The 22,829-nt window shown below is 54.9% G+C and carries 17 protein-coding genes; 3 read left to right on the forward strand and 14 right to left on the reverse strand.

Going from position 1 to position 22,829, the window contains the following annotated elements; all coding sequences use genetic code 11:
* Positions 1-147: 147 nt before the first annotated feature.
* From parC to PSPTO_RS30425, 10 genes are all read right to left on the reverse strand, one after another.
* Entirely contained in the window at positions 148-2,403 is a 2,256-nt protein-coding gene (parC, locus tag PSPTO_RS25650) for a DNA topoisomerase IV subunit A (RefSeq protein ID WP_005762992.1), read from the reverse strand.
* 10 nt (positions 2,404-2,413) lie between these two features.
* Positions 2,414-2,947 carry a retropepsin-like aspartic protease family protein gene (locus PSPTO_RS25655; protein WP_011105246.1) on the reverse strand — a complete coding sequence of 178 codons (534 nt, stop codon included), beginning with the start codon at positions 2,945-2,947 and terminating at the stop codon, positions 2,414-2,416.
* The gene (locus PSPTO_RS25660) at positions 2,944-3,933 is read right to left on the reverse strand and encodes an esterase-like activity of phytase family protein (protein ID WP_046463655.1); all 990 of its coding nucleotides are present in this window, start codon (positions 3,931-3,933) and stop codon (positions 2,944-2,946) included. The genes PSPTO_RS25655 and PSPTO_RS25660 overlap by 4 nt, the downstream gene beginning before the upstream one ends.
* On the reverse strand, positions 3,933-5,837 hold the full coding sequence (gene parE, locus PSPTO_RS25665) for a DNA topoisomerase IV subunit B (RefSeq protein ID WP_003377107.1): 1,905 nt from the start codon (positions 5,835-5,837) through the stop codon (positions 3,933-3,935). Before parE ends, PSPTO_RS25660 begins: the two co-directional genes overlap by 1 nt.
* A gap of 89 nt (positions 5,838-5,926) precedes the next feature.
* The gene (locus tag PSPTO_RS25670) at positions 5,927-6,544 is read right to left on the reverse strand and encodes a YqiA/YcfP family alpha/beta fold hydrolase (protein ID WP_011105248.1); all 618 of its coding nucleotides are present in this window, start codon (positions 6,542-6,544) and stop codon (positions 5,927-5,929) included.
* Positions 6,545-6,631: 87 nt separating this feature from the next.
* Entirely contained in the window at positions 6,632-7,438 is an 807-nt protein-coding gene (cpdA, locus tag PSPTO_RS25675) for a 3',5'-cyclic-AMP phosphodiesterase (protein ID WP_080946587.1), read from the reverse strand.
* A gap of 87 nt (positions 7,439-7,525) precedes the next feature.
* Positions 7,526-7,912: a hypothetical protein gene (locus PSPTO_RS25680; protein WP_005762987.1), complete on the reverse strand. Its 387-nt coding sequence runs from the start codon at positions 7,910-7,912 to the stop codon at positions 7,526-7,528.
* A gap of 134 nt (positions 7,913-8,046) precedes the next feature.
* Positions 8,047-8,709, reverse strand: a complete 663-nt coding sequence (locus PSPTO_RS25685) for a beta/gamma crystallin domain-containing protein (RefSeq protein ID WP_011105250.1) — start codon at positions 8,707-8,709, stop codon at positions 8,047-8,049.
* Positions 8,710-9,002: 293 nt separating this feature from the next.
* Positions 9,003-9,449 (reverse strand): hypothetical protein, encoded by a 447-nt coding sequence (locus tag PSPTO_RS25690; protein WP_046463652.1) that lies wholly within the window; start codon positions 9,447-9,449, stop codon positions 9,003-9,005.
* Positions 9,442-9,993 carry a hypothetical protein gene (locus tag PSPTO_RS30425; RefSeq protein WP_226992663.1) on the reverse strand — a complete coding sequence of 184 codons (552 nt, stop codon included), beginning with the start codon at positions 9,991-9,993 and terminating at the stop codon, positions 9,442-9,444. The genes PSPTO_RS25690 and PSPTO_RS30425 overlap by 8 nt, the downstream gene beginning before the upstream one ends.
* A 287-nt stretch (positions 9,994-10,280) precedes the next feature.
* Between PSPTO_RS30425 and PSPTO_RS25700 the strand changes: the two genes are divergently transcribed.
* On the forward strand, positions 10,281-13,133 hold the full coding sequence (locus tag PSPTO_RS25700) for a hypothetical protein (RefSeq protein WP_011105252.1): 2,853 nt from the start codon (positions 10,281-10,283) through the stop codon (positions 13,131-13,133).
* 32 nt (positions 13,134-13,165) lie between these two features.
* A complete protein-coding gene (locus tag PSPTO_RS25705) occupies positions 13,166-18,139 on the forward strand; it encodes an RHS repeat domain-containing protein (RefSeq protein ID WP_161797791.1) in 4,974 nt (1,657 codons plus the stop codon).
* Between the two features lie 129 nt (positions 18,140-18,268).
* Here the strand turns inward: PSPTO_RS25705 and PSPTO_RS25710 are convergent, their stop codons facing one another.
* From PSPTO_RS25710 to PSPTO_RS25720, 3 genes are all read right to left on the reverse strand, one after another.
* Positions 18,269-19,246, reverse strand: coding sequence for an IS5-like element ISPssy family transposase (locus PSPTO_RS25710; protein WP_007247571.1), 978 nt, complete (start codon positions 19,244-19,246; stop codon positions 18,269-18,271).
* 302 nt (positions 19,247-19,548) lie between these two features.
* Positions 19,549-20,001, reverse strand: coding sequence for a DUF1249 domain-containing protein (locus PSPTO_RS25715; protein WP_003377111.1), 453 nt, complete (start codon positions 19,999-20,001; stop codon positions 19,549-19,551).
* Entirely contained in the window at positions 19,992-20,609 is a 618-nt protein-coding gene (locus PSPTO_RS25720; protein ID WP_003377112.1) for an NUDIX domain-containing protein, read from the reverse strand. The genes PSPTO_RS25715 and PSPTO_RS25720 overlap by 10 nt, the downstream gene beginning before the upstream one ends.
* Before the next feature lie 208 nt (positions 20,610-20,817).
* Between PSPTO_RS25720 and PSPTO_RS25725 the strand changes: the two genes are divergently transcribed.
* Positions 20,818-21,564 carry an RsiV family protein gene (locus tag PSPTO_RS25725; RefSeq protein WP_005736885.1) on the forward strand — a complete coding sequence of 249 codons (747 nt, stop codon included), beginning with the start codon at positions 20,818-20,820 and terminating at the stop codon, positions 21,562-21,564.
* Here the strand turns inward: PSPTO_RS25725 and cytX are convergent.
* On the reverse strand, positions 21,533-22,822 hold the full coding sequence (gene cytX / locus PSPTO_RS25730) for a putative hydroxymethylpyrimidine transporter CytX (protein WP_011105254.1): 1,290 nt from the start codon (positions 22,820-22,822) through the stop codon (positions 21,533-21,535). The genes PSPTO_RS25725 and cytX overlap by 32 nt on opposite strands.
* Positions 22,823-22,829: the final 7 nt, after the last annotated feature.

Genomic DNA, 22,829 nt, shown 5'->3' on the forward strand with positions numbered 1-22,829 from the left:
GTATTAGTACTTTCAAGACCCATGCAGGCACTGAGCCACGCATGCACCCCAAGACCCCATATCATCCGTGAATATGCATCATGACTCCAGCGATTATGCATCGTACTTCATGGCAAAACGAAGAACGTTGGTGCCAGATCAATGTTTTCAGCTATTTTCCACCAATAATGCGTCGACCCGCTGGAAGCCCCTTGGCAGTTTATTGCCACGGCGACCGCGCTCTCCCTTGTAATGTTCGAGGTCTTCAGGCTTGAGCGACAGCGTTCGTTTGCCCGCCTGAAGCACAAGCGTAGCGCCCTGTGCGATCACTGCCAGATCGGTTACATATTCTTCACGACTGGCGACCCGTTCGCCCGGAATGCCGATGATCTTGTTGCCCTTGCCTTTGCCCAGTTGCGGCAAATCGCTGACTTTGAAGACCAGCAGGCGACCTTCGGTGGTCACCGCCGCCAGCCAGTTCAGCTCACGGTCAGCCACGGGGCGCGGCAGAATAACTTTCGCCCCGCCCGGCAAGCTCAACAGCGCCTTGCCGGCCTTGTTCTTGGCTTGCAGGTCTTCACCCTTGACCACAAAACCGTAACCGGCATCGGAGGCGATCACATACAGCGCGTCGTCTTCGGGCAGCAACACACATTCAAAGGTCGCGCCCGGTGGCGGTTGCAACTTGCCGGTCAACGGCTCGCCCTGCCCCCGTGCGGACGGCAGGGTGTGCGCGGCAACCGAATAGCTGCGTCCGGTCGAGTCGATGAACACCGCAAACTGGTTGGAACGGCCAATGGCCGACGTCTTGAAGCCATCTCCGGCTTTATAGGAAAGCCCGGTGGCATCGATGTCATGACCTTTGGCGCAACGCACCCAGCCTTTTTCCGACAGCACGACGGTCACCGGCTCAGTGGGCATCAATTCGTTTTCAGACAGCGCCTTGGCTTCGGCGCGGGCAACGATCGGCGAACGACGGTCATCACCATAGGTTTCAGCGTCGGCGATCAGCTCGGCGCGCACCAGCTTGCGCAGTTTGGATTCACTGCCCAGCAACGCCTGAAGCTTGGCCTGCTCTTTACGCAGGGCATCCTGCTCGCTGCGCAGCTTCATCTCTTCCAGACGTGCCAATTGGCGCAGGCGGGTGTCGAGGATGTAGTCAGCCTGAATTTCCGAGAGACCGAAACGCGCAATCAGCTCCGCCTTGGGATGTTCGGCGGTACGGATGATGTGGATCACCTCATCCAGATTCAGGTAAGCCGTGAGCAAACCGTCCAACAGGTGCAGGCGATGCTCGACCTTGTCCAGACGAAATTGCAAACGACGACGCACAGTGCCGATACGGAACGTCAGCCATTCGCTGAGCAGCGTCTTGAGGTTCTTGAGCTGCGGTTTGCCGTCCAGGCCAATGATGTTGATGTTGACCCGATAACTGGATTCAAGCTCCGTGGTCGCGAACAGATGCTGCATCAGTTCGTCCAGCTCAACCCGGTTGGAGCGCGGGATGATCACGATGCGGCAAGGGTTTTCGTGGTCCGACTCGTCACGCAAGTCGGCAACCATCGGCAGTTTCTTGGCCTGCATCTGCGCGGCGATCTGCTCCAGCACCTTGGCACCGGAAACCTGATGCGGCAGCGACGTGACGATGATATCGCCATCTTCGATGCGGTACACGGCACGCATACGCACCGAACCACGACCGGTTTCATAGATTTTCAGCAGGTCGGCACGCGGCGTGATGATCTCGGCTTCGGTCGGATAATCCGGCCCCAGAATATGCTCGCACAGCTCTGGAATCGTGGCCTTGGGCTCGTCGAGCAGATGCACGCAGGCGCTGGCAACTTCGCGCAGGTTGTGCGGCGGAACATCAGTGGCCATGCCGACGGCGATACCGGTGGTGCCGTTGAGCAGAATATTCGGCAACCGTGCAGGCAACACTGCGGGCTCGTCGAGCGTGCCGTCAAAGTTCGGCACCCAGTCCGCGGTCCCCTGACCCAGTTCGCTGAGCAACACTTCGGAGTAGCGCGACAGGCGCGCCTCGGTGTAACGCATGGCAGCGAAGGACTTGGGATCATCCGGCGCACCCCAGTTACCCTGCCCGTCTACCAGCGTGTAGCGATAGCTGAACGGCTGAGCCATCAGCACCATGGCTTCGTAGCAGGCCGAATCGCCGTGCGGATGGAACTTGCCGAGAACATCACCGACGGTACGCGCCGACTTCTTGTGCTTGGCGTCGGCCCCCAGGCCCAGCTCGCTCATCGCGTAGATGATGCGCCGCTGTACCGGTTTCAGGCCGTCGCCGATGTGCGGCAAGGCACGGTCCATGATCACGTACATGGAGTAGTTGAGGTAGGCCTGTTCGGTGAAGTCAGCCAGTGATCGGCGTTCTACGCCGTCCAGGCTGAGGTCAAGGGAGTCGCTCATGCGGGCCTCTTTATTTCGTTGACTGGCGCAGCAGCAAGTTGCCGCCGCGCTGTGTGAATTCGAGTTGTTTCAATGCGCTCATGCCCAGCAGTACCTGTTCACCTTCCAGACCAGGCGCTACCAGGGCACGCACGTTGTGCAGAACGATATCGCCCAGTTGCAGGCGGTCCAGCGTGGTTCTAAAGCCCTGGCTGTTGCCATTGGCGGTGCTGACCGTGACCGGCAGGCCGCGCTTCAAACCGAGGCTGTCGGCCATGTCACCGGGTATGGCGACGTCGGTCGCCCCGGTGTCGATCATAAATTCCACTGTCCGGCCGTTGATCTGTCCGGTACTGACAAAATGCCCCTGGCGATTACCGACCAGTTGCACTTCTATGTAGCCGTCACCGTGTTGCGAAGACACCACGGCGTTAGGGTTTTGCTGTTTGTCTTCCCAGCCGCCGAAAAAACGGGTCGCCAAAAACAGTCCCGCCGCCCAGGCCACGATCATCAAGACCTTGCCAGCGCGCTTGCCGGGTTGCGGATGATTTTCTGACTGACTCACTGACCGTCACTCCAGCCCGCTTTCGGTGCAGCAAAGCGCCAGACAATCGGGCGTTTCTCGCCATCGGCGCGGGCACCGAAGTTATTGTCGATGCCGACCCAAGCTCCGCTTTCATCCACCACCAACGCCTCGGTCAGACCGTAAGGCTGATCGTAACGACGCGACGGCACCATCGCTTCCTTGGCAAACGACCAGCAGCGTTCGATCTGCCCGGTCTCAAGGTCACGCCGGCAGATGCGATACACCGCGCGCTCCAGCGTGAACAGCTTGCCGTTGTACAGCGACAGATCGGAAAAATCCGTGGAAACCTTTTTGCTGCCCTGTTCGGGCGGCAGTTGCTCCTGACCCGACTCGGACAGCAGCACGCAGCTTTGTCCGCAGGTCCACTGATCCTGATCACGCCTGACCACCAGCAAACCGCGCTTTTCGCGTTCGGCAGCCAGCCAGATGCGGTCGCCAGCGGCGTTCACCGCGACTCCTTCGAAAATCGCGTTGAAGTGTTGCAGCATGCCTCGCGCGCGGGCCTGCTCGATCAATTCCTTGGGCAGTGGCAGCCATGAAGGCGCGCCGCTGACCGGCACCTTGAGGACGGTGCCATAGGCTTCGCTGACCAGATACCGATTGCCCGCAGCGTCACAACTGACGCCTTCGAAATCAAGATTACCGCCGCGCACTACCGAAGACAGGCCCGCCAGTGAACGCAGCTTCAACGGCAGGTAGCTATCAGGTGTCGGCGCATCGATGCGCTGTGGCTCGGCTTTCCAGGTGTTTTCCGACACATCGAGGCTGTACAGCAGGTTGTCGTCGCGGTCGGAAACCGTCCACAGCCGGCCGTTGCACAGGGCAAGCCCGGACAGATTACCGCCGACCATGCCGTCCACCGGATGCTCGGATTGCAGTTTCAGGACTTCCAGCGGCACGGCGAAAACCGGCGCAATGATGAGAGCCTGAACAGCAAAAGCCAAAGCGGCGAGCCAGGCTCGCATCAAGTCAGGACCTCAGCAAGGTTGCCCTTCGACTCAAGCCAGGACTTGCGATCACCGGCGCGCTTCTTGGCCAGCAGCATGTCCATCATTTCCGACGTCGCGGCATAGTCATCCAGCGTGAGCTGGACCAGACGCCGCGTGTTCGGGTCCATGGTGGTTTCGCGCAACTGCGGCGGGTTCATTTCACCCAGCCCTTTGAATCGGGTGACCTGCGGCTTGCCGCGTTTCTTTTCGGCTACCAGACGGTCAAGAATCCCATCACGTTCGGCTTCATCCAGCGCGTAGTAGATTTCCTTGCCCAGGTCGATCCGGTACAGCGGCGGCATGGCGACATACACATGGCCGGCATCGACCAACGGGCGGAAGTGCTGGACGAACAACGCACACAGCAGCGTGGCAATGTGCAGACCGTCCGAGTCGGCGTCGGCGAGGATACAGATCTTGCCGTAGCGCAACTGGCTGATGTCCGCTGCGCCTGGATCAACACCGATGGCGACAGCGATGTTGTGCACTTCCTGGCTGGCGAGCACTTCGCCGCCATCCACTTCCCAGGTGTTCAGAATTTTGCCGCGCAACGGCAGGATGGCCTGAAACTCCTTGTCGCGTGCCTGCTTGGCCGAACCACCGGCGGAGTCACCTTCGACCAGAAACAGCTCGGAGCGCGCTGGATCCTGCCCGGCACAATCAGCCAGTTTGCCCGGCAACGCAGGGCCTTGGGTGATGCGCTTGCGTTCGACTTTCTTGCTGGCCTTGAGACGACGCCCGGCGTTGTTGATCGCCAGATCGGCCAGCTGCAGGCCAAGCTCGGAATGGGTGTTGAGCCACAGGCTGAACGCATCCTTGACCACACCCGAGACAAACGCCGCCGCTTCACGGGACGACAAACGCTCTTTGGTCTGGCCGGAGAACTGCGGCTCCTGCATCTTCATCGACAGCACAAAAGCGATGCGCTCCCAGACGTCTTCCGGCGCAAGCTTTACGCCGCGCGGCAGCAGGTTGCGGAACTCGCAGAACTCGCGCATGGCATCCAGCAAGCCCTGGCGCAAGCCATTGACGTGGGTGCCGCCCTGCGCGGTCGGGATCAGGTTGACGTAGCTTTCCTGAACACTGTCGCCCCCCTCGGGCAACCACAGCAGCGCCCAATCGACCGCCTCCTTGTTACCGGCAAAACTGCCGCAGAACGGCTCGTCGGGCAGGCGCAGGAACTCGGTGACCGAATCCTGCAAGTAAGAGCGCAGGCCGTCCTCATAATGCCACTCGATTTTCTCGCCGCTGGACTTGTCTTCAAAACTGACCAGCAGGCCAGGGCACAGCACGGCTTTGGCCTTGAGCACGTGCTTGAGGCGGCTGACCGAAAACTTGGGCGTATCGAAATACTTCGGATCAGGCGCGAAATAAACGCTGGTGCCGGTGTTGCGCTTGCCGACTGTGCCAATGACAGCCAGCTCGGTGGCCTTGTAGCCGTCGGCGAAGGTCATTTCGTATTCGTTGCCATCACGCTTGACCCGCACCCGGACCTGAGTGGAAAGCGCGTTGACCACGGAAATCCCCACGCCGTGCAGGCCGCCGGAAAACTGGTAATTCTTGTTGGAGAATTTGCCACCCGCGTGCAGCTTGGTAAGGATCAGCTCGACGCCGGACACGCCCTCTTCCGGGTGGATGTCCACCGGCATGCCGCGACCGTCGTCGGACACTTCCAGAGAGTTGTCGGCGTGCAGGATGACCTGCACCGAGCGCGCATGACCGGCCAGGGCTTCGTCGACGCTATTGTCGATGACTTCCTGCGCCAGGTGATTGGGGCGCGAGGTGTCGGTGTACATGCCCGGACGTTTGCGAACCGGATCGAGGCCCGAGAGGACTTCGATGGCGTCTGCGTTATAAGAGCTAGCGCTGGGATTGGCCATGGGTTCTCGTTATCAATCTTTCATGAAATTTCGGGGATTCAATGTTCTTGCATTCGTGTGAACGGGCATCAACCGCTTGCATCAACCGCTTATAGCACCGACAGGTCGATCCCTTGCAGCAGGTCGGGCGCAAAACCGGCGAAGCTCAGCAGCGCAGGCAACCGCTCGGCAAACCCCTGAAAGCTGTGGTCGCCACCCGCCTGAATACGCAGGGCACAGGCGCGGTAAAACTTCTCGGCACGCCGATAATCAAGGGTTTCGTCACCGGTCTGCAACCACACCTGAAACTGCTGTGGGTCTTGCGGGGCCGGGACTTCCAGCTCGGCCAGCGCCTTAATATGGTCCTCGGTCAACTGCCACTGCTCGCCGGTGTACAGGTTTTGCTGCATGCCGAGAAACCCGTCGAACAATTGATGCGGGTTGACCGCCGGGTTGATCAGCACCGCCTTGAGGCCGTGGCGCTGCGCCAGGTGAGTCGCATAGTAGCCGCCGAGGGAGCTGCCGACCAGTAATGGCCTGCCCAACGCCCCGATAGCGGACTCGAGTTGCAGCATGGCCTGACGCGGATGGTGATGCAGTTCAGGTACTTGCAGGCGATCAGCCAGCCCCAGCGATTTCATCAGCGCAATCAGCTGACAGGCTTTTTTCGACTGGGCCGAGCTGTTCAGGCCGTGGATGTACAGCAAGGCAGGTGTGTCACTGGTCACGCTGTCGCTCCTGAGTGCAAGGCAAAGCCGTGTAGTTTACAGGGACTTACGCTACAACACCTCACTGGAAATACTTCGTCGCCTGATTCAGTAACCGGTGCCGCCGTAATCCGCTTCAAAGACCATGCCGACCACTCTGGAAACACCGGTTTCCAGCCGTCCGTCATCATGCAGTCGCAACCAGCGATAGCCAGGCGCCAACGTGTCCACCTTGAAATCCACACTGCCCGGCGCGAACTGAATGCAGGTCGAAGGCGATGCCAACAGGCGCACGCCGTTACGCACCTGGTCGAACTCCTGATGCACATGCCCCCAGAGCACGGCCTTTACCTGCACAAACTGGTCCAGCACCGCAAACAACGCATCAGCATTACGAAGACCAATGGGCGCCATCCATTCACAGCCAATGGCCACCGGATGATGATGCAGGCAAACCAGATGATGCCGGTCTGGCGCCTCGCTCAACGACCGTTCCAGCAACTGCAACTGCCCATCTGCCAGAAAACCCGGTACCGAGCCAGGCACCGCCGAATCCAGCAACGTCACCCGCCACCGGCCGATGTCTACAACCGGATCAAGCAGCCCCTCACCCTGAGCGACGTGCTCCATCTGCGGCAATTCATCATGATTGCCGGCAAACCAGCGCGCTGGCGCATCGATCCGCCCGCTTATCCGACGAAACGCTTCGTAAGACTCGACGCTGCCATCCTGCGAGATATCGCCGCTGGCGACCACAAGATCGATGTGCGGCTGCTCGGCCAGCACCTGATCAACGACTTTTTCCAGACTGTCGCGGGTGCTCATACCCAGCAATGCCCCGTCCGCCTCGGCAAACAGGTGGCTATCGGATATCTGCACCAGCAAAACTGACGATGAAAGGGCTGCGCTTGGCAAGGCCGTCTCCCAGAGAGGATTCAGCGCGATTATGTGATGCGGCAACGGGCGGGTAAACCGGGAATGTGGGTGCGGGTGATGATTGGTTCACATTTGTTGATTGGGTCGGACCTTGAGCACCCGGTAAACCAAAAGCCCTGCGCAGAGCATGCCTGCCAACCCGGCGATCAGGAAATAACCTGGAATGTGCTCATAGGGCATCTCGGGCCAGACATACCCTGCGAGCACGAGCGCCAATAACACGCCCAGAACCATTCCTGCCAACCCTGCCAAATGAACGGCCCACGGCATAAGCCTCAGAGAAAAAACACCAATGACCGCACCCACAATGGATGCATACAGGGAGTGCTCCCAACGCAGAGCACCGTCCAGCAAGGTCATCAGCCCGAAGTAGAGGAAAATACCGAAAATGACGCCAGCGAAACAGGCTATCAATGTTTGAAAAAAATCCAGATACCTCTCCAAAACGCTCATTCGTTCTACCTGCAGATGAAATCATAGCGAATGTAAACCATAGAATTTCAAATTCAAGAACGCGCGACCCGCTTTAAAGTCTATTCAGAAACAACCTACAAGCCCCCAGCACAAAGACTGACAGATATTACTGCTTAAGACAGCTGCTCTTTTAGCATCTTAAAATCTACCGACCGTGCACCGAGCACACCCGGAATGGAAATGATCTTCAGGTCAAACTGGTAATCCGACACCTTATTAAACTCGAGTTCCCCTATGGGAAAAAGCTCACTGTAGATCGTACTGAGAAGTGTTTTTTTGCTTGCATCATAACGTACATAAACAGCACCATGAAGAACAGGTATATCACCGGCATCAAAGATGATTATATCCGTCACATAATCCCTCCCATCGATGGGAATCAGTCCAACGATTTCATAGCCTGAGCCTGATTCTATTTCTTTAGGATTCGTAATGGTAAAAGTCCTGACAAATGCATGATATTTCCTGTCATCACCGGCCTGACCTACAAGCCTTATCGCAAACAACGCTGAGTCTTTAGGGGCGACCAGGATCGTAGACACACCGCCCACACTTTGAATATCAGGCTGAGAAACATCAAAATCATAATACTGATCGAAACCGTCCCCGTAGTGCCTCCATGCATAAACTTTGGAACGGGGCTTTATGTCCACCGAACGAAACCTGTCATTCAGCGCTGGCGGAAGGTTATTTTGAATAACCGATTCTTCATACGCATAGCCTTCGCCTGAATAATTGACGTCCATGTAAAATATGGCACCGTGTTCTAGACTCATGATCATATTCCCTTATGTTCTATGGGCACACATTGGCCTGTGTACCTATGAGATTAGGCAGCTTCCGACACTTTGCAAGCTGAACGGACCAACGACACGCTGCTCATAAAAACCTGACGAACCAGACGACAATCCCTCATGAGGTCATACGAGGCAACCCGATCAAATGCACACAACGCCTCAGCATGAGCAACACAATACCGATGAACCTGCCAATGATAGATATAAAAGGAACGCCCCCAGCGCACCTTGCCAACGGTCAGAGACATGACGCCAGCGTAAAGAAGGCCGAGTTATTGCTTACACAACGTAACCCACACCTCATCCAGGTCATCCTCCAGCACAAGCCTTGCTTCGAAACACGAGTCAGGAAACTGTCGATTCAGCTTTGTATTCCAACAGTCTCGAATTAACGCACCAAGCTCGGCGGCTTCGTCATAACCGACATCACCGAGCAAACTGGTAATCTCGATCATATTCAACCAGACAGGAATCTCTAATGGTGCAAGACCTTGCGCTACCGTTTGATCGTAGCGATCCTGCGTGAAATTCTCTTCAATGAAATAGCCTTCATTCAGAAAGAAAATAGTCGGATTAAACAAACCAAAAAGAATGCACTTAAAATCGTCATGAATATTCTCGCTATCGAGCACCATATATAAGTACTTAAATCTGGATACCTTCCCGTCATTCAGAGAAGCGTACTCCGCATAACTGATATTCTTTTTTGAGTCACTCATTAGCATGGCCTTCTGCGTGAACACGCGCAATCTTGAGATCACGCCCCAGCTTTTCCAGCACTTCGCCAAGCCGCTTGAGCGTTGGAGTTAAACGTGTGCTGGCAGCGGTGACCCGTGCTGCCAGCCCCACTCCACCGGTCAAGTAGACTAGCAGCGCGGCGAGCACGATCTCGAAAACCATTCCTCCGGTAAAGTGCAGAATGGATTCGTGATTTTGAATCTTGACGTACTCTCTGGCGAAATGCCCCAGAGCAAGCTGGCTTTCATTGTCCTGAAAGACATAACTCGCGACTTCGTAGGCATGCGCCATCTTTTCGCGGCTGATCGTAGCGGGATCAAAACCCAGCGCTTCTGCCAGCTCACGGTGCTGAGCAGCGGAATATTGTTCGATAAAGGAATCGAGCCAACTGCCACCCGGCAATACTTCTGCGCTCCATGCCGACACAGCAGCATTGGAGAGCGCATCAAACGGATTGATCAGGTCTGAAAATTCTGCAACTGACTTGACGAGCCCCCATGCGCCATAAAGGAACCCTTTGCCCAACGCTGCCCCGTGAAATGTGCCCATATGGCATTGGGGGCAGAGATGTCCTGTGAGCACAAGCGTCGACTTACGACAATGGCAAGCGGACATTCAGCGATTCATTACGGAGTGACTTTAAAAATGTTCAGCGTACTCCGCTTCAGGGGAATCAGCACCTGACAAAAATGACAGGTCACAGGCGCCATTTCTGGGAGTAGCTTGACCGAGTCAGTGTTCGTGCAGTGGCGATGATCATACCTACGAACCTTATATAAATTTAGCATGAATAAAGGGCGGGTAGCGCTACTATGGATATTTCAAAAAAAGAAACCGAAGACACCCAATTACTGATCGCTGACATCAATGCACGGCGTGAAGTGGAAATCAAAAAATATCTCGATGCCGAATACGCTACTTATTTCGAGACACACGAACTCGACGAAAAGACTCGGGCCTCCTCGCTGGGCTTACAGCTCCAATATGGCAAGAGTGACTCTGTGTCCGGTATCGTCAAACAAATTGATTTCAAGACTGACAAACTGATCATCATCGAGAAGCCTGGCGACACCGAAGTCTCGGTTTCGATGATCAACGTCTACGCAATCAACGATCGGGAATTTTCCAGACGCGCATTAAAAGCCGATTACGGCAAACTGGCGGCGAGTGTCTTTGATCCGAAAACCGGTATTTATCAGGAAATCAAAGCGCCTCCGGCAACCGACGCTGCTCCAAAAACCGGCACTGATGCACAGCCTTTTAACACCCCGCCCAAGCCAGTCAACACACTCACGAACCAGCCCAACGACACGCTGCCGGATATGACAGGCTTTGACCCGGACGGCGCAAGTGCGGCTGCTCACGGGTGGACAAGCCCCAGCTTGATACGCGCAGATCGTGATCTTGATATCGGCGAAAAACTTTTCGCCTGGCTGGTTCGCCTTGTAGACGGCTCATTGGTGGAGACCATCGAGTTTATAGCGACCGCTGCAAACAAAGGCAAGGCGACATGGCCCATTGCGTTTGCACATGAGATCAACAAGAAAGGCAGTAAACTGAAGGCTGGTCATATGGACACTTCTGGAGTTTTTTCAACGTCCGATGGCCAACCGCGACTTTGGCATTACAGTAACGCTTACCGTGCATTCACCACGGCCGCCGTGAAAAACAACTGGGTCGAAGGGCTCGCACTGCCTGACCACCCCCTTCAGGCAGATACCCAGCTAAGGCTAGAGGTCAGAGACATCAGTACTCAGGCGCTGCACGAACACTTCATCTTTACGCCTGATCCAAAGCGGTTGAACACGGTTGACTGGCAGATGGATTTGATGAGCCAATTCAATCGTGATTGCCGCTTTACCAAAACAGGTACACAGAATGCCGACGGTAAAATTTCCGCCGCGGCATCGGGTAACGCACTGTGGATACCGCAGGTATCGGACATTGCGGTCACACTGACGCCAACCATCTGGACCACCCGCCTGGAAGTAACGCCTTCACGCGATCTGAACGACGGTGAGGAGTTACGCACCCAAGTCTGGGATGAGTATTCCAATACCTTGATCGCTGAGCACATCTACAAACCTACTGATGAAAAAGAGCGCAAGAAGTCACAATGGCTGATGACATGGGCCTCTTCGCTTAAAGCTTCACCAGTGGATATTTATGTACGGATTGGAGAAGCAAAGGTCAAGGCATCGACCTTGTCAGATCCCGCCGCAACGTACGGAGTCGTCTGGCAAGTGGAGGGGACATTGCAGGTCAGGATGTCAGCACCCGGTTTTACGGGGCTGGTTTGTGTTTCGCCCCCTGCAGCCGTGGCTGCATCCGTGGATGAATATGAATATGAAGATGAAGATGAAGATGAAGATGAAGATGAAGATGAAGATGCAACCAGCCAAAAGAATCTTACAATATTCTTAATCGAAAAATATAAATCAAGAATTTTTGTAGCGTACATGCTTGCCGCCTCCATTACAGACGCCGATCTCTATTCTTATTCGAAAGTCCTTGACCGGGAAACCATAGAGTACGTAGAACAAAAACTCAAAAACACGGAATGGGTTTTTAGCTTTTTCGACCGTAATAACAACCCAGCCTATGCTAAAGCGCGAAGCTTTCCTGTCGCGTTATTCGAGGCCTGCAAAAGCGACAAAAACCCCACGCTAAGCAGCCTGCTCGACGATGAAAAGCTCCTTGCCATTTCAAAAAAATATGAGGAAACGTTCATTGATGTAAATCCTATAAAACAACTTTTCTCCTTGTATCCTCAAGGCATCCATTACCGACCCACGATACACTTTAATAGTCCTAACACACGCCGATACCCAACACGCGTTAGCCACACCCTTTTACCAAATAACTGCCTGGCAATCTACGCAAAAAAAGCGAGTTCAACTCAATTATTCAAACTGACTGACGAAGCCAAAAAAATTGGAATCAGTATTATCGACTGCTGTAACTTCAAGAACCTATCAAGCGCGCCTGATACAGACAGGTTTATCACCAGAAAAACAAACAGACATGAGGCACTTGCAAGTAATCAAGCAGCTTGTTTTCTGTATCTGGATATACCTCAAAGCATTGAGGATCTGACAGTTGCTCATGTGCTGAGACTGGACCAAAAGGGCAACACCATTGACTCACAGGCGGTACGTTTACCCGCAAAAGAAATTGAAGACAGCTCAGCGCCAACAAGTCCATTGTGTGAAGATTATGGTTCGACTTTTCGCTCGGAAGTGTTTGATGTGAGCGGCGAGGTTGACAACGGTGTTGACCCTCGCACCGGATTGTTTCATGCTCATTACCCCATCGCAAACCTGACTGGATTGAATGGTCAAGGCCCGGATATTGATCTTACCTTGCACTATTCCGCATTACGTGGCAACGAAGCGGGCCTGGGGGATGGCTGGGCCTTTCGCTTTTCCAGTCTGGAAATTCGAGATAGACGCCTGACGCTGGCGACAGGCCAGACGTGTGAGCTGACCGACCAGGAATGGGCAGATCTGGCGAAAGGTAAAACCCTGTCCAAACCTGGCTATTGGCTCAGCAGCAATGCCGATTACACCACGTTCAAGTTGGACCATCTCAACGGCAAGCGAGAAGTCCTGACTGCCCCGCAAGGCGATCAGATGGAGCCGAACGATACCTTCCGTAAAAAATGATCATCCTTTTAAAAGCCATCTACGCAGTATCCATGCCTGACGCCAACCTGATCAAACTGTATCAGGATGCCAACACTGGCGAAGCCATTCTCGCCGGGTTTCTACCTCAGCTTTACATGGGAGCCGGTATTGTCGACTGGAGTGCATCCGTTACTGAGTGGAAGAAAGACAAAGCAGGTCTCTTGAAAAAAATTGCTTACTGGGAGAGAGCGTTTGGTCAGTTGCTTCCGTCGGAAGTGACATCACCGCAAGGAGGAACTCTGTCTATTGAATGGAGCCGTAACCAAGGCCAATTTCTCCTTAAAAAAATATCAAGCGACGGTAACGTCATCCTCTCTTCAACCTACAGCGCGCCCTCATCAGACACCAGTACAGTTGAGATCAGCGTGTGGCCAAAAACGGATGAGGCTTACACGGTCAGACTTGAACTTTCCTCGTACGCGTTAACAGGTTTGACACGAATAGAAAAAAACCTAAAGGTCTCACAAAAACTAAAATACGGTTACTGTGCGGACCCCACGCTGGACCGGGTGCTCAATAGAATCGAAGAGGAGGATGGCTCGATTGAGCTTGTCACATACCGTGAAGGGGGCATGCCATTTCCATACTATCGACAGCCACCTCTTCCATGCGTAACATTGCACAGCTTATTTCCCGGCGCTTGCCAGAGCAATATCACTGATCACTATTTTTATTCAGGAACCAATTATTTAGGCTTTAGCGAGCCTCCTGATGCTCACCAAAACCGCCTATATTATGAACGGCTTGAACTTCGCGAGTTAGTCGACGATGAAGGCTATTATGTTCAGATTCTGCGTCAGAACCCGGACCATATTGTCTCTACACGGCACGCGTTCAATAAAAATCATCTTCAAGTCAGAGAAGATCTCCAGGTCCAGTTTCAGGCCGAGAAGGTCATCAGTTGGGAGTTCGCCAATGCAAGTCCGGGTGAGAAGGTATTCGGGTTGCCCACTAAAATTACGACCGACTATACCGACCTCAGCCACCCGAACACAGAAAGAACCACTACCGTCCAGACACTGGCCTACAACAACATCGGCCAACTCACCAAGAGTATCGCTGTCGACGGGGTTGTCACTGAATGGTTGTATTACCCCGACACTGGCGGGCAAGGGCTGGACATATCGCTGATCGCCGAAAAACCGCTATCGAAAGACTTGGTGACCCTGACCTGCCCGAAAGTATCCGAAGGCTATATGCCTCCGGTGAAAGTAGAGTACGTCCATGATCCGGCCTATCCGAAAAGTCAGCAAATCACAGCCTATGCTTACCAGGCCAGGGAAAACCCGGTCAATCAACGCTCAGTCCTCGTGCCCTCAACAGTCGTTGTTTTGACCGGGGTTACGCTCGACACTACAACCATGCTGCCCTCATTAATGGAGGGTCGCAAAAACGCATTGATTGAACAGCGGGTTATCAGCCGCTCGATTCCCGACGTCGCGACCGAAAATACAACTGCCTGGAAAGAATCCGTTGTACAGAACTCCTGGCTGGGTATGCAACGGAATACGCTGACCACAAGCATGCTCTATGACGACAATCCATCTGTTGGGCGCACCGTTCGCGCCGAGGCACAGGGGAAGATTATATCCAGTCGGATTTTCTCTCGATTGAGCGGGCGACCGCTGTCAGAAACCAGAGACGGCCTCGAATTCCGATATGTTCACGATAGTTTGGGGCGACTGGTGAGACAGGAACGGGGTACCACCGAAGCGGGTGCATGGAAAGCAGACGCGGTCGAAACGACTGACTACAGTATTACCGCCGAGGGATTACAAGTCACTGTCACCGAAGCTGAGCAACAGGTACGCACGCTTTATGACGGTTTGCAGCGCCCTGTCTGGGTGGCCATAAAGCGGACGATATTGCCTGATTCGGCGTTCTGTGTGATCTCGCGCATCGAATATGACGGTCCCGATGCCACCAATCAGACACTATACGATTACTTGCCCGGCGGGTTACGCCGCACTAAAGATGCCAGACCTGAGGCGGCTGTGGACGCCTCAAAACTGGCCTGGATGGCCGATTACACGCGGGAAGATGCAGGAATCCTTATAAATGAGCAAGTTATCGGCGCTGACAGCGGCGCCCAACTCATAAGGCAGCTTTCCGGACGGAATTTAGATAAGAGCCACACCGCGCTACTCGAAACACTCCGGCCATCTACTGCCAGGGACGCATCAACCGACCGGACTATCGAGCGCACGTTCGACGATGAAAGGCGATTGATAAAAATCCGTACCAGCAACACCAGTGAACATTGCATCGAATATGACGAGTTGGAGCGTGCAGTAGCTATCATCGCTCCCGACGGCACTCGCACAGAACGTAAGTACCACCAACTCAGCGACTACATCACACAACTCAACGTCGGATCCACTGTGCTTGGCACGCAAAAAATGACCGCCGCCGCCAGGCAGACTACCGTAGGAGAGTTAACGTATGAATTCCCGGGCGGGTCCGCCAGCACAGTCGTCAGGCCGGATAAGACCCTGCTCGAATCAGCCGTCTCAGCAGATGGACACACAGCAACTCTTTCGATCAACAAGAAAGTTCATACACAACGGGTAATCTCTCAACCCAACGTACTGACTGTCACTGTGGACCCTGTATCGGTACCCAGCGCCGAGGCGTGGTCCAGCCTTACAAGTTCACCGCAAAGTCTGGGGTTAACGAGTATTACCCAAACATCGCCCCGAGGAAGTCGGCAGGCCGAAATGACCCGATCACTGAAGGGCAGGCTCTTGACGAACACGGCAGTAGATGGTCGCCAGATGCGGGTATTTCGCGACTACCTGGACCGTGTAGTTCGTGTGATTCTTGGTGAATTGCACTATCACTATCTCTGGTCCGCGTTTGGTGAGCCGCTACAACGCACGGTGGTCAATCAGGCAAGCGGTGAACGCCTTGACGTTCGCTTTACGTGGGACGCGTTCGGCCAAGAGATAGCACGCGAATATACACTCAACAACAAACCGTTATTGGCCTTGACGAACAGTTACCTGGCCAATGGCCAAGTGAGCAGTAAAACCCTGACGCGTGAAGGAGTGCTCCAACGCACGGAAGGCTTCTCCTACGATGCCCGGGATCGACTGAACAGCTACGAATGCACGACTGACGTTGCAGACTGGCCTCAGGATCAGGCTGGAAAGAGCCTTTCGAAGCAGAGCTATGGTTATGACGAATTACACAACCTGAGCGAATGCTCTTCGACCTACGCCGATGGCAGCACCTGTATTCAAACATACACGTATGACACCGTTAAAAATCCGACTCGAAGACTGTCTGTAAAAACCGAATTGAGGTCAGGCTCCCAAACAACATCGACACAGACGGCTACGCTCGCTTACGACGCCAACGGCAATCAAACCACTGACGAATCAGGACGCACGCTGGCCTATACGCCACTGGGGCAATTGGCGAGCGTTAAAGACAACGACGGCAAACTGTTGACTCGCTATAGTTATGATGCATTTGGCCGTCTTATATCTCAATACATCGGCGCCACAAAGCACACCTGTGAGCTGCTGTATGACGGCACGCAACTGACGGGAGAAGCATGGTTCGACGATGCGAACAGGGAATTCAAACGTATCCTGTTCAGCGAGGATATGGTACAGCAAACCTGTATTGGCGAAACCGTGCGGTCAGACTTCGTCCTCACCGACCCCGGCAGCGGTGTCGTTGGATTTAGCGCGCATGATGGAACGGCTGGAGTAAAACTGCACCCACTTGGCTATACCCCTTATGGCGAGAGCACCAACCTCGATAGCGGATGTCGGCTGGGCTTCAATAGCGAGCGTATCGACCCAGTATTGGGCTGGTATCACTTGGGCAACGGCTACAGGACGTATAGTCCGGCACAGCGACATTGGTTGCAACCCGACAGCTGGAGCCCCTTTGGAGCAGGCGGCATCAACAATACCGCCTACTGCGCAGGCGACCCGGTCAACCTGTTCGACCCCAGCGGGCATGTAATGATCAGCCGCTGGGGCGCCAGTAATATGATCAGTGACTTGACGAAGGCATTACAGGAAACCAGTCCTCAACCACTGGGCCATTTCTGGAGAGGCCTTGCGGTCAACGCAAGCGTCGCCGTCGCGGGCGTCCTGATGGTCCCCCTCACAGGAGGGTCTTCTTTGGGATTTGCTGCTGGCGTCCTCGCGACAACATTGGCTGTTGCTTCCGCAGGTCTTGATATAGCCAGTTACGTACTGGAAGACGTCAACCCCGAATTGGCCCGAAAACTGGGAACCGCCGCTACCGCTCTGGGTTTTATATCGAATGCCCCCTTTAGAGCGGGATTAAGATTGGGCGGTCGGCTGCTACGCTGGACGTCAAGCAGGACCGGCAGACTTATCTCGAGGGTTGAGTCCATATTTACAAAGGGACCAAAGCTAAAGCTCCTTACCGGAACGATAAAGGTACTCAAGCCAGGGATGTCGTCTTATGGAGCAAGCAACGTTACCCGCTGGGCACCAGGCAAGCTTGATAAGTTTGAAAAACTGGAAAATGCGCTCTTCATGACAGTAGACAAGCAAGGAAAACGCGTTACGTTTATGGCTCACGGTGTGAAGCCTGACGACGTCGGGGACGCAGCAATGATGGCGATTGAGGAATACAGCGGAAGCGGGCCTTACAGTGGAAAATCATTTTCAGCCTATTCGTTTTTTGATTTCCTGAAATCAAAAAAAGTAGACCTCAATAAATATGAGAAAGTACGGCTGATAATGTGTCACTCAGCAGACGGGGGGGAAAAATCATTCGCCGCCACATTTTCAAAGCTCACAAATAAACCGGTAAAGGGCTATGAGGGAGTGGTTGACACGCGTTTTGGCATGGAAGACTCAATGGACGCTTTCCGAGGGGTAAGAGGCCCAGACCAAATCAAGGCAGTTCAAGAGCAACTGAAATCAACTCCACAAGAAACGATAAAAAAAGTGATTAGTAATGAACCGGGCTTCTCTAAGGAAGGTCTGAAGTAGGCATCGATTTTTGACGCTCTCATGGCCTGAGGTTCAAAAAAAGCTCGCCCGATCAGATAATTAGACGTTTTCCGCTCTTAACTCATCGATTTTCCTTCAAACAGCACCTTTCCAAGGCGTTTTTCCGCATTACAGGCGCACCTCTCCCATCGCCAGCAGCCGTTTTCGCACCATCCAAAGGTTCGACAAGGCAAACAGAGTAGCCTGTTGCGCGGTGTTTTTAGCCAGCCCGCGAAACCGGACTTTCGTATAACCAAACTGGCGCTTGATCACGCGAAACGGATGTTCAACCTTCGCCCGTAACTGGGCTTTCGTGAACTCGATTTTGCGATAGACCCGTGCGATCAAACTTTTCTCGCCATGCTTTTTATAACGGCTTGGGCGGGCCGCAATTGACCAGATCATCTGACGATCCTGATGCTCCGCACGCTTGTCCACGCCGGTGTAGCCCGCATCACCGCTGACATAGGTTTCCTCACCATGTAGCAATTGATCAACCTGAGTCACGTCCGCCACATTCGCCGCAGTACCCACCAGGCTATGGACTAAACCCGACTCGGCATCGACGCCGATATGCGCTTTCATGCCGAAGAAATACTGGTTTCCTTTCTTCGTCTGATGCATTTCGGGATCGCGTTTGCCGTCCTTGTTCTTGGTCGAGCTCGGCGCATGAATGATCGTCGCATCGACCACCGTACCTTGGCGCAGCATCAAACCTCGATCACCCAGATAGCCATTGATGACCTGCAAAATCCCGCCTGCCAACTCATGCTTTTCCAACAGACGCCGGAAGTTGAGAATCGTGGTTTCATCGGCGATTCGATCCAGACTCAACCCTGCGAACTGGCGCAGGATCGTTGTCTCGTAAAGTGCTTCCTCCATCGCCGGATCGCTGTAACCAAACCAGTTCTGCATCAGGTGAATACGCAGCATCGCCATCAGCGGATAAGCCGGACGGCCACCTTCGCCCTTTGGATAATGTGGTTCGATAAGGGCAATCAAGCCTTTCCAGGGCACAACCTGATCCATCTCGATGAGAAAGCGCTCGCGGCGGGTATGCTTACGTTTACCCGCGTACTCGGCATCGGCGAAGGTCATCTGTTTCATCAGGGAAGCTCGGTGAAAGGTGTTGGGGTATTTTGCCAAATCAGGAAACCTTTTTCAGAGTTTCCCTAAGGAAGCACCAGCCGGGTACAACTATCTACCTAGACGATTCTTAAACGGAGTCAGTGTAACCAAAACACGGACAGGTGCATCTGCAGCTGAGGATCAATTCGCCCACGGAGCAAGTGCGGGCACAAGTTCAGGCAATAGGCAACCCTATAATATATTTGAATCGGACGATGAATTTGACCTGACATAAACGTTTACGAGGCGTCAGAAATAAGAGAGTGCGGTTAGCACGCATGCTACCGCACTGCTTCAAACTCATGCCCACACGCCAGGCAATGGCTCAGCCATTCACCCAGAAACAGATTGAGCTGAACTTTTTCGTCCGGCTGGTGCATGTCAGCATTAGGGTATGGGTAGATGCCGCGAAAGCGCCGCGCATGTTCGGCACCGATGACTTCGGCCATGCGCGCATCGTGATAAACCTGCACTTCAAGCACCGGCACCGGCAGCCAGGGCAAGCTGTGTTCCTGGCGGACTTGCAGGGTGGTGGTGTACGGGCAGTCGAGCAGCACTTCGACGGCCAGCACGCCCAGCATCTGATCACCCTGGGTAACGGCGACGCGGCGCGAACGTTGTTCGTTACGCATGTCGGGCAACAGGCGCATCAGGCGCGCGTAGTTGGCCTCGCACGCAGCCTGCAGTCCTGCAAGATCGACACGGTAGCGCTCGCGCAATAGATTCACGACCATAACCCCCTTATCTCTGCACGATTCAGCGCCAGCCATTGCAAGGCGATGATCGTCGATGCGTTCTTGATCAGTCCGTTCTTCATGGCGTCCATTGCGTCATCGAACGACCAGACGGTGACACGGATGTCTTCGCCTTCGGACTCAAGCCCGTGAATGCCGCCTGCGCCTTCACTGTCGCACTGCCCCAAGTACAAGTGAACAAACTCGTTACTGCCACCCGGGGACGGAAAATATTTTGTGATGGGCCAAAGCGAACTGAACACCAGCCCAGCTTCCTCTTCCGCTTCTCGGTGAGCAACTTCTTCCGGCTGCTCATCCTTGTCGATCAGCCCGGCAACCAGTTCGATCAACCACGGGTTGCTGGTCTTTTCCATCGCGCCCACACGAAACTGCTCGATGAGCACCACATTATCGTGTTTGGCATCGTAAGGCAGCACGCAAACCGCGTCGTGACGAACGAACAATTCACGACTGATCTGCTTGCTCATGCTGCCGTCGAACAGCTCATGGCGCACATGCAGCTTGTCCAGTTTATAGAAGCCCTTGAAGCAGTTTTCACGGCTGATGGTTTCAAAAGCAGTGGGTACGGTGCGTGTGGTCTGGGTCATGGAATTCTCGCTTGCCGCCATTTTGAACATCGGCCCATCCTAACGCGCATCGGCAGTCGGATGCAGCCCCCTTGAACATGCAGGGTAGACGGCCGGGGCCGAAAACAATTCTAATCTGCCATCTAGCGAACCGAACACGTTGTTTACAGTCCAACCAGCCTGCACACGCACAACGCAACCGCCTTTATTGACACTGCCAAGGATCAACATGTCGTTATTGAGGATCACTTCACTGGCTTGCCTGGCCCTGTTGCTCGGCGCCTGCCAAAGCCTCTTCACGCCCAACATGCGCACACCGCTGCAAGTCCAGCGCGATGCGTCCGAGCTGATCAAGCCGGGCTGCACCACGGCGGATTGCCCGCTGGTGAACATCGACACGGTGCACTTTGCCGATGAGCCGCGACTGGACGCTATCGTTCAGAAGACGCTGCTGCAATTGACTGTTGCCGACACCAGCGCATCGCCGCCTGCGTCCATCAAAGCCTATCAGGAGCAGTTTCTGAGCCAGGCCCAGGGGCGCAACAGCAGTTATCTGCAGGCCAAGGTACGCGAACAGCATGACGGTATCGTGGTTGTCGAACTCTCCAGCTACCTGGATAACGGTGGCGCTCACGGCAACCCTGGCCGGGCGTTCATCAACTATTCGCGCCCGCAACAGAAGGTTCTGACCCTGGCAGACATGATCGTGCCGGGCAAGGAAAGCGAGTTCTGGCAAAAGGCGCAACTGGCCCACCAGAGCTGGCTGGTGTCAGGCAAGCTGAATGAAGACAGCGAGTTCATGAAGACCTGGCCGTTCAAGCGTACGCCACACATTGCGCTGACCTACGGCGCGGTCATCCTCAAGTATTCGGTGGACACCATCGCGCCGTACTCGATGGGCCATATCGAGCTGAAGGTTCCTTATCCTCAGCTCAATGGCATCCTCAAGCCGGAACTGTTCCCCGGCCGCGGCTGATTGCGCTGCCGATCAACAGTTGCAACACGCCAGCGACGATGAGCGCTGGCAGTGTTGCGCCAATCTGCGGATAAAGATTGGCCAGCAAGTGGTAGGTGCTGATGCCGCCAAGCCATGCCAGCAGACTCATCCAGCGCAAACCGCCCTGCGCAATCTGACCACTGCGACGCCGCAGAATGAAATGGTCGACCAGCACCACGCCGAATAGCGGCGCAAACACCGAGCCGATGAGCAACAGGAAGTTCTGGTATTGGGCCAACGGTGCCAGGCAGGCGATCAAAGTGCAGATCACGCCAATCACCAACGCCAGATGCTCAACGTTGAGGCGTGTCAGCAGCGCACTGGATACCGCCGCCGAGTGAATGTCGGCGAATGCGTTTTCGGTTTCATCCAGCAGAATCAACAGCAAGGGGATCCCCAGCCCCGCGCCCGCCAGTGCCAGCAGCAACGCATTGATCTCGCCACTCGGCGCGAACGCCAGCGTGTAGGCAACGCCCAGGCTCATCAGCCAGGCATTACCGATGAAAAAGCCCACAGCAGTGCCGCCAAAGACACTTTTCGCGCGTCGGCCGAAGCGCGAGTAATCGGCAATCAGCGGCAGCCAGGAAAGCGGCATGGCGATGGCAATGTCGAAACCCGAGGCAAACTGCATGGTTCCATCGCCGGAGGTCGACCACAAGGTTGCGAGATCGGCCTTGGCAAGCAGGTTCCAGGTCAGCCACGAGCAGGCGGCCAGCAGAATCCATAGCCCCCATTGACGCAGAAACCGGCGCACGAAGGTCAACGGCCCGCTGATAGCCAACAGCGTCGCCAGCGCGCCGAACAACAGTGTCCACAGCACCGGGTTAGCCCAGAGGCTTTCGTTTGCAAAAGCACGAGCGCCCAACAGACTGGCGGCATCGCGCATGACGATGATCTCGAACGAGCCCCAGCCGATCAGTTGCAGCAGGTTCAACACCGCCGGCAGCGACGCGCCTTTGCTGCCCAGGCTGAGCTTGAGCGCGGCCATGGATGACAAACCGGTGTCACTGCCGATCACGGCCACGCTGGCGAGCAGCAGAACCCCGACCAGCGTGCCCAGAAAAATCGCCAGCATCGAGCCGGACATGCCCAACCCCGGCGCCAGCAAGGCCCCGGTCTGCAGCACCATCAGGCCGATGCCAAGGGAAAACCACAGAGAAAACAGGTCCCGCCCGCCGAACACCCGCTGGCTGGCGGGGATGGGGGTATCGGGGGAATAGGTGCCGGGTGTGTTCACGTTTGTG

This window comes from Pseudomonas syringae pv. tomato str. DC3000 (assembly GCF_000007805.1).
Taxonomy (GTDB): domain Bacteria; phylum Pseudomonadota; class Gammaproteobacteria; order Pseudomonadales; family Pseudomonadaceae; genus Aquipseudomonas; species Aquipseudomonas avellanae.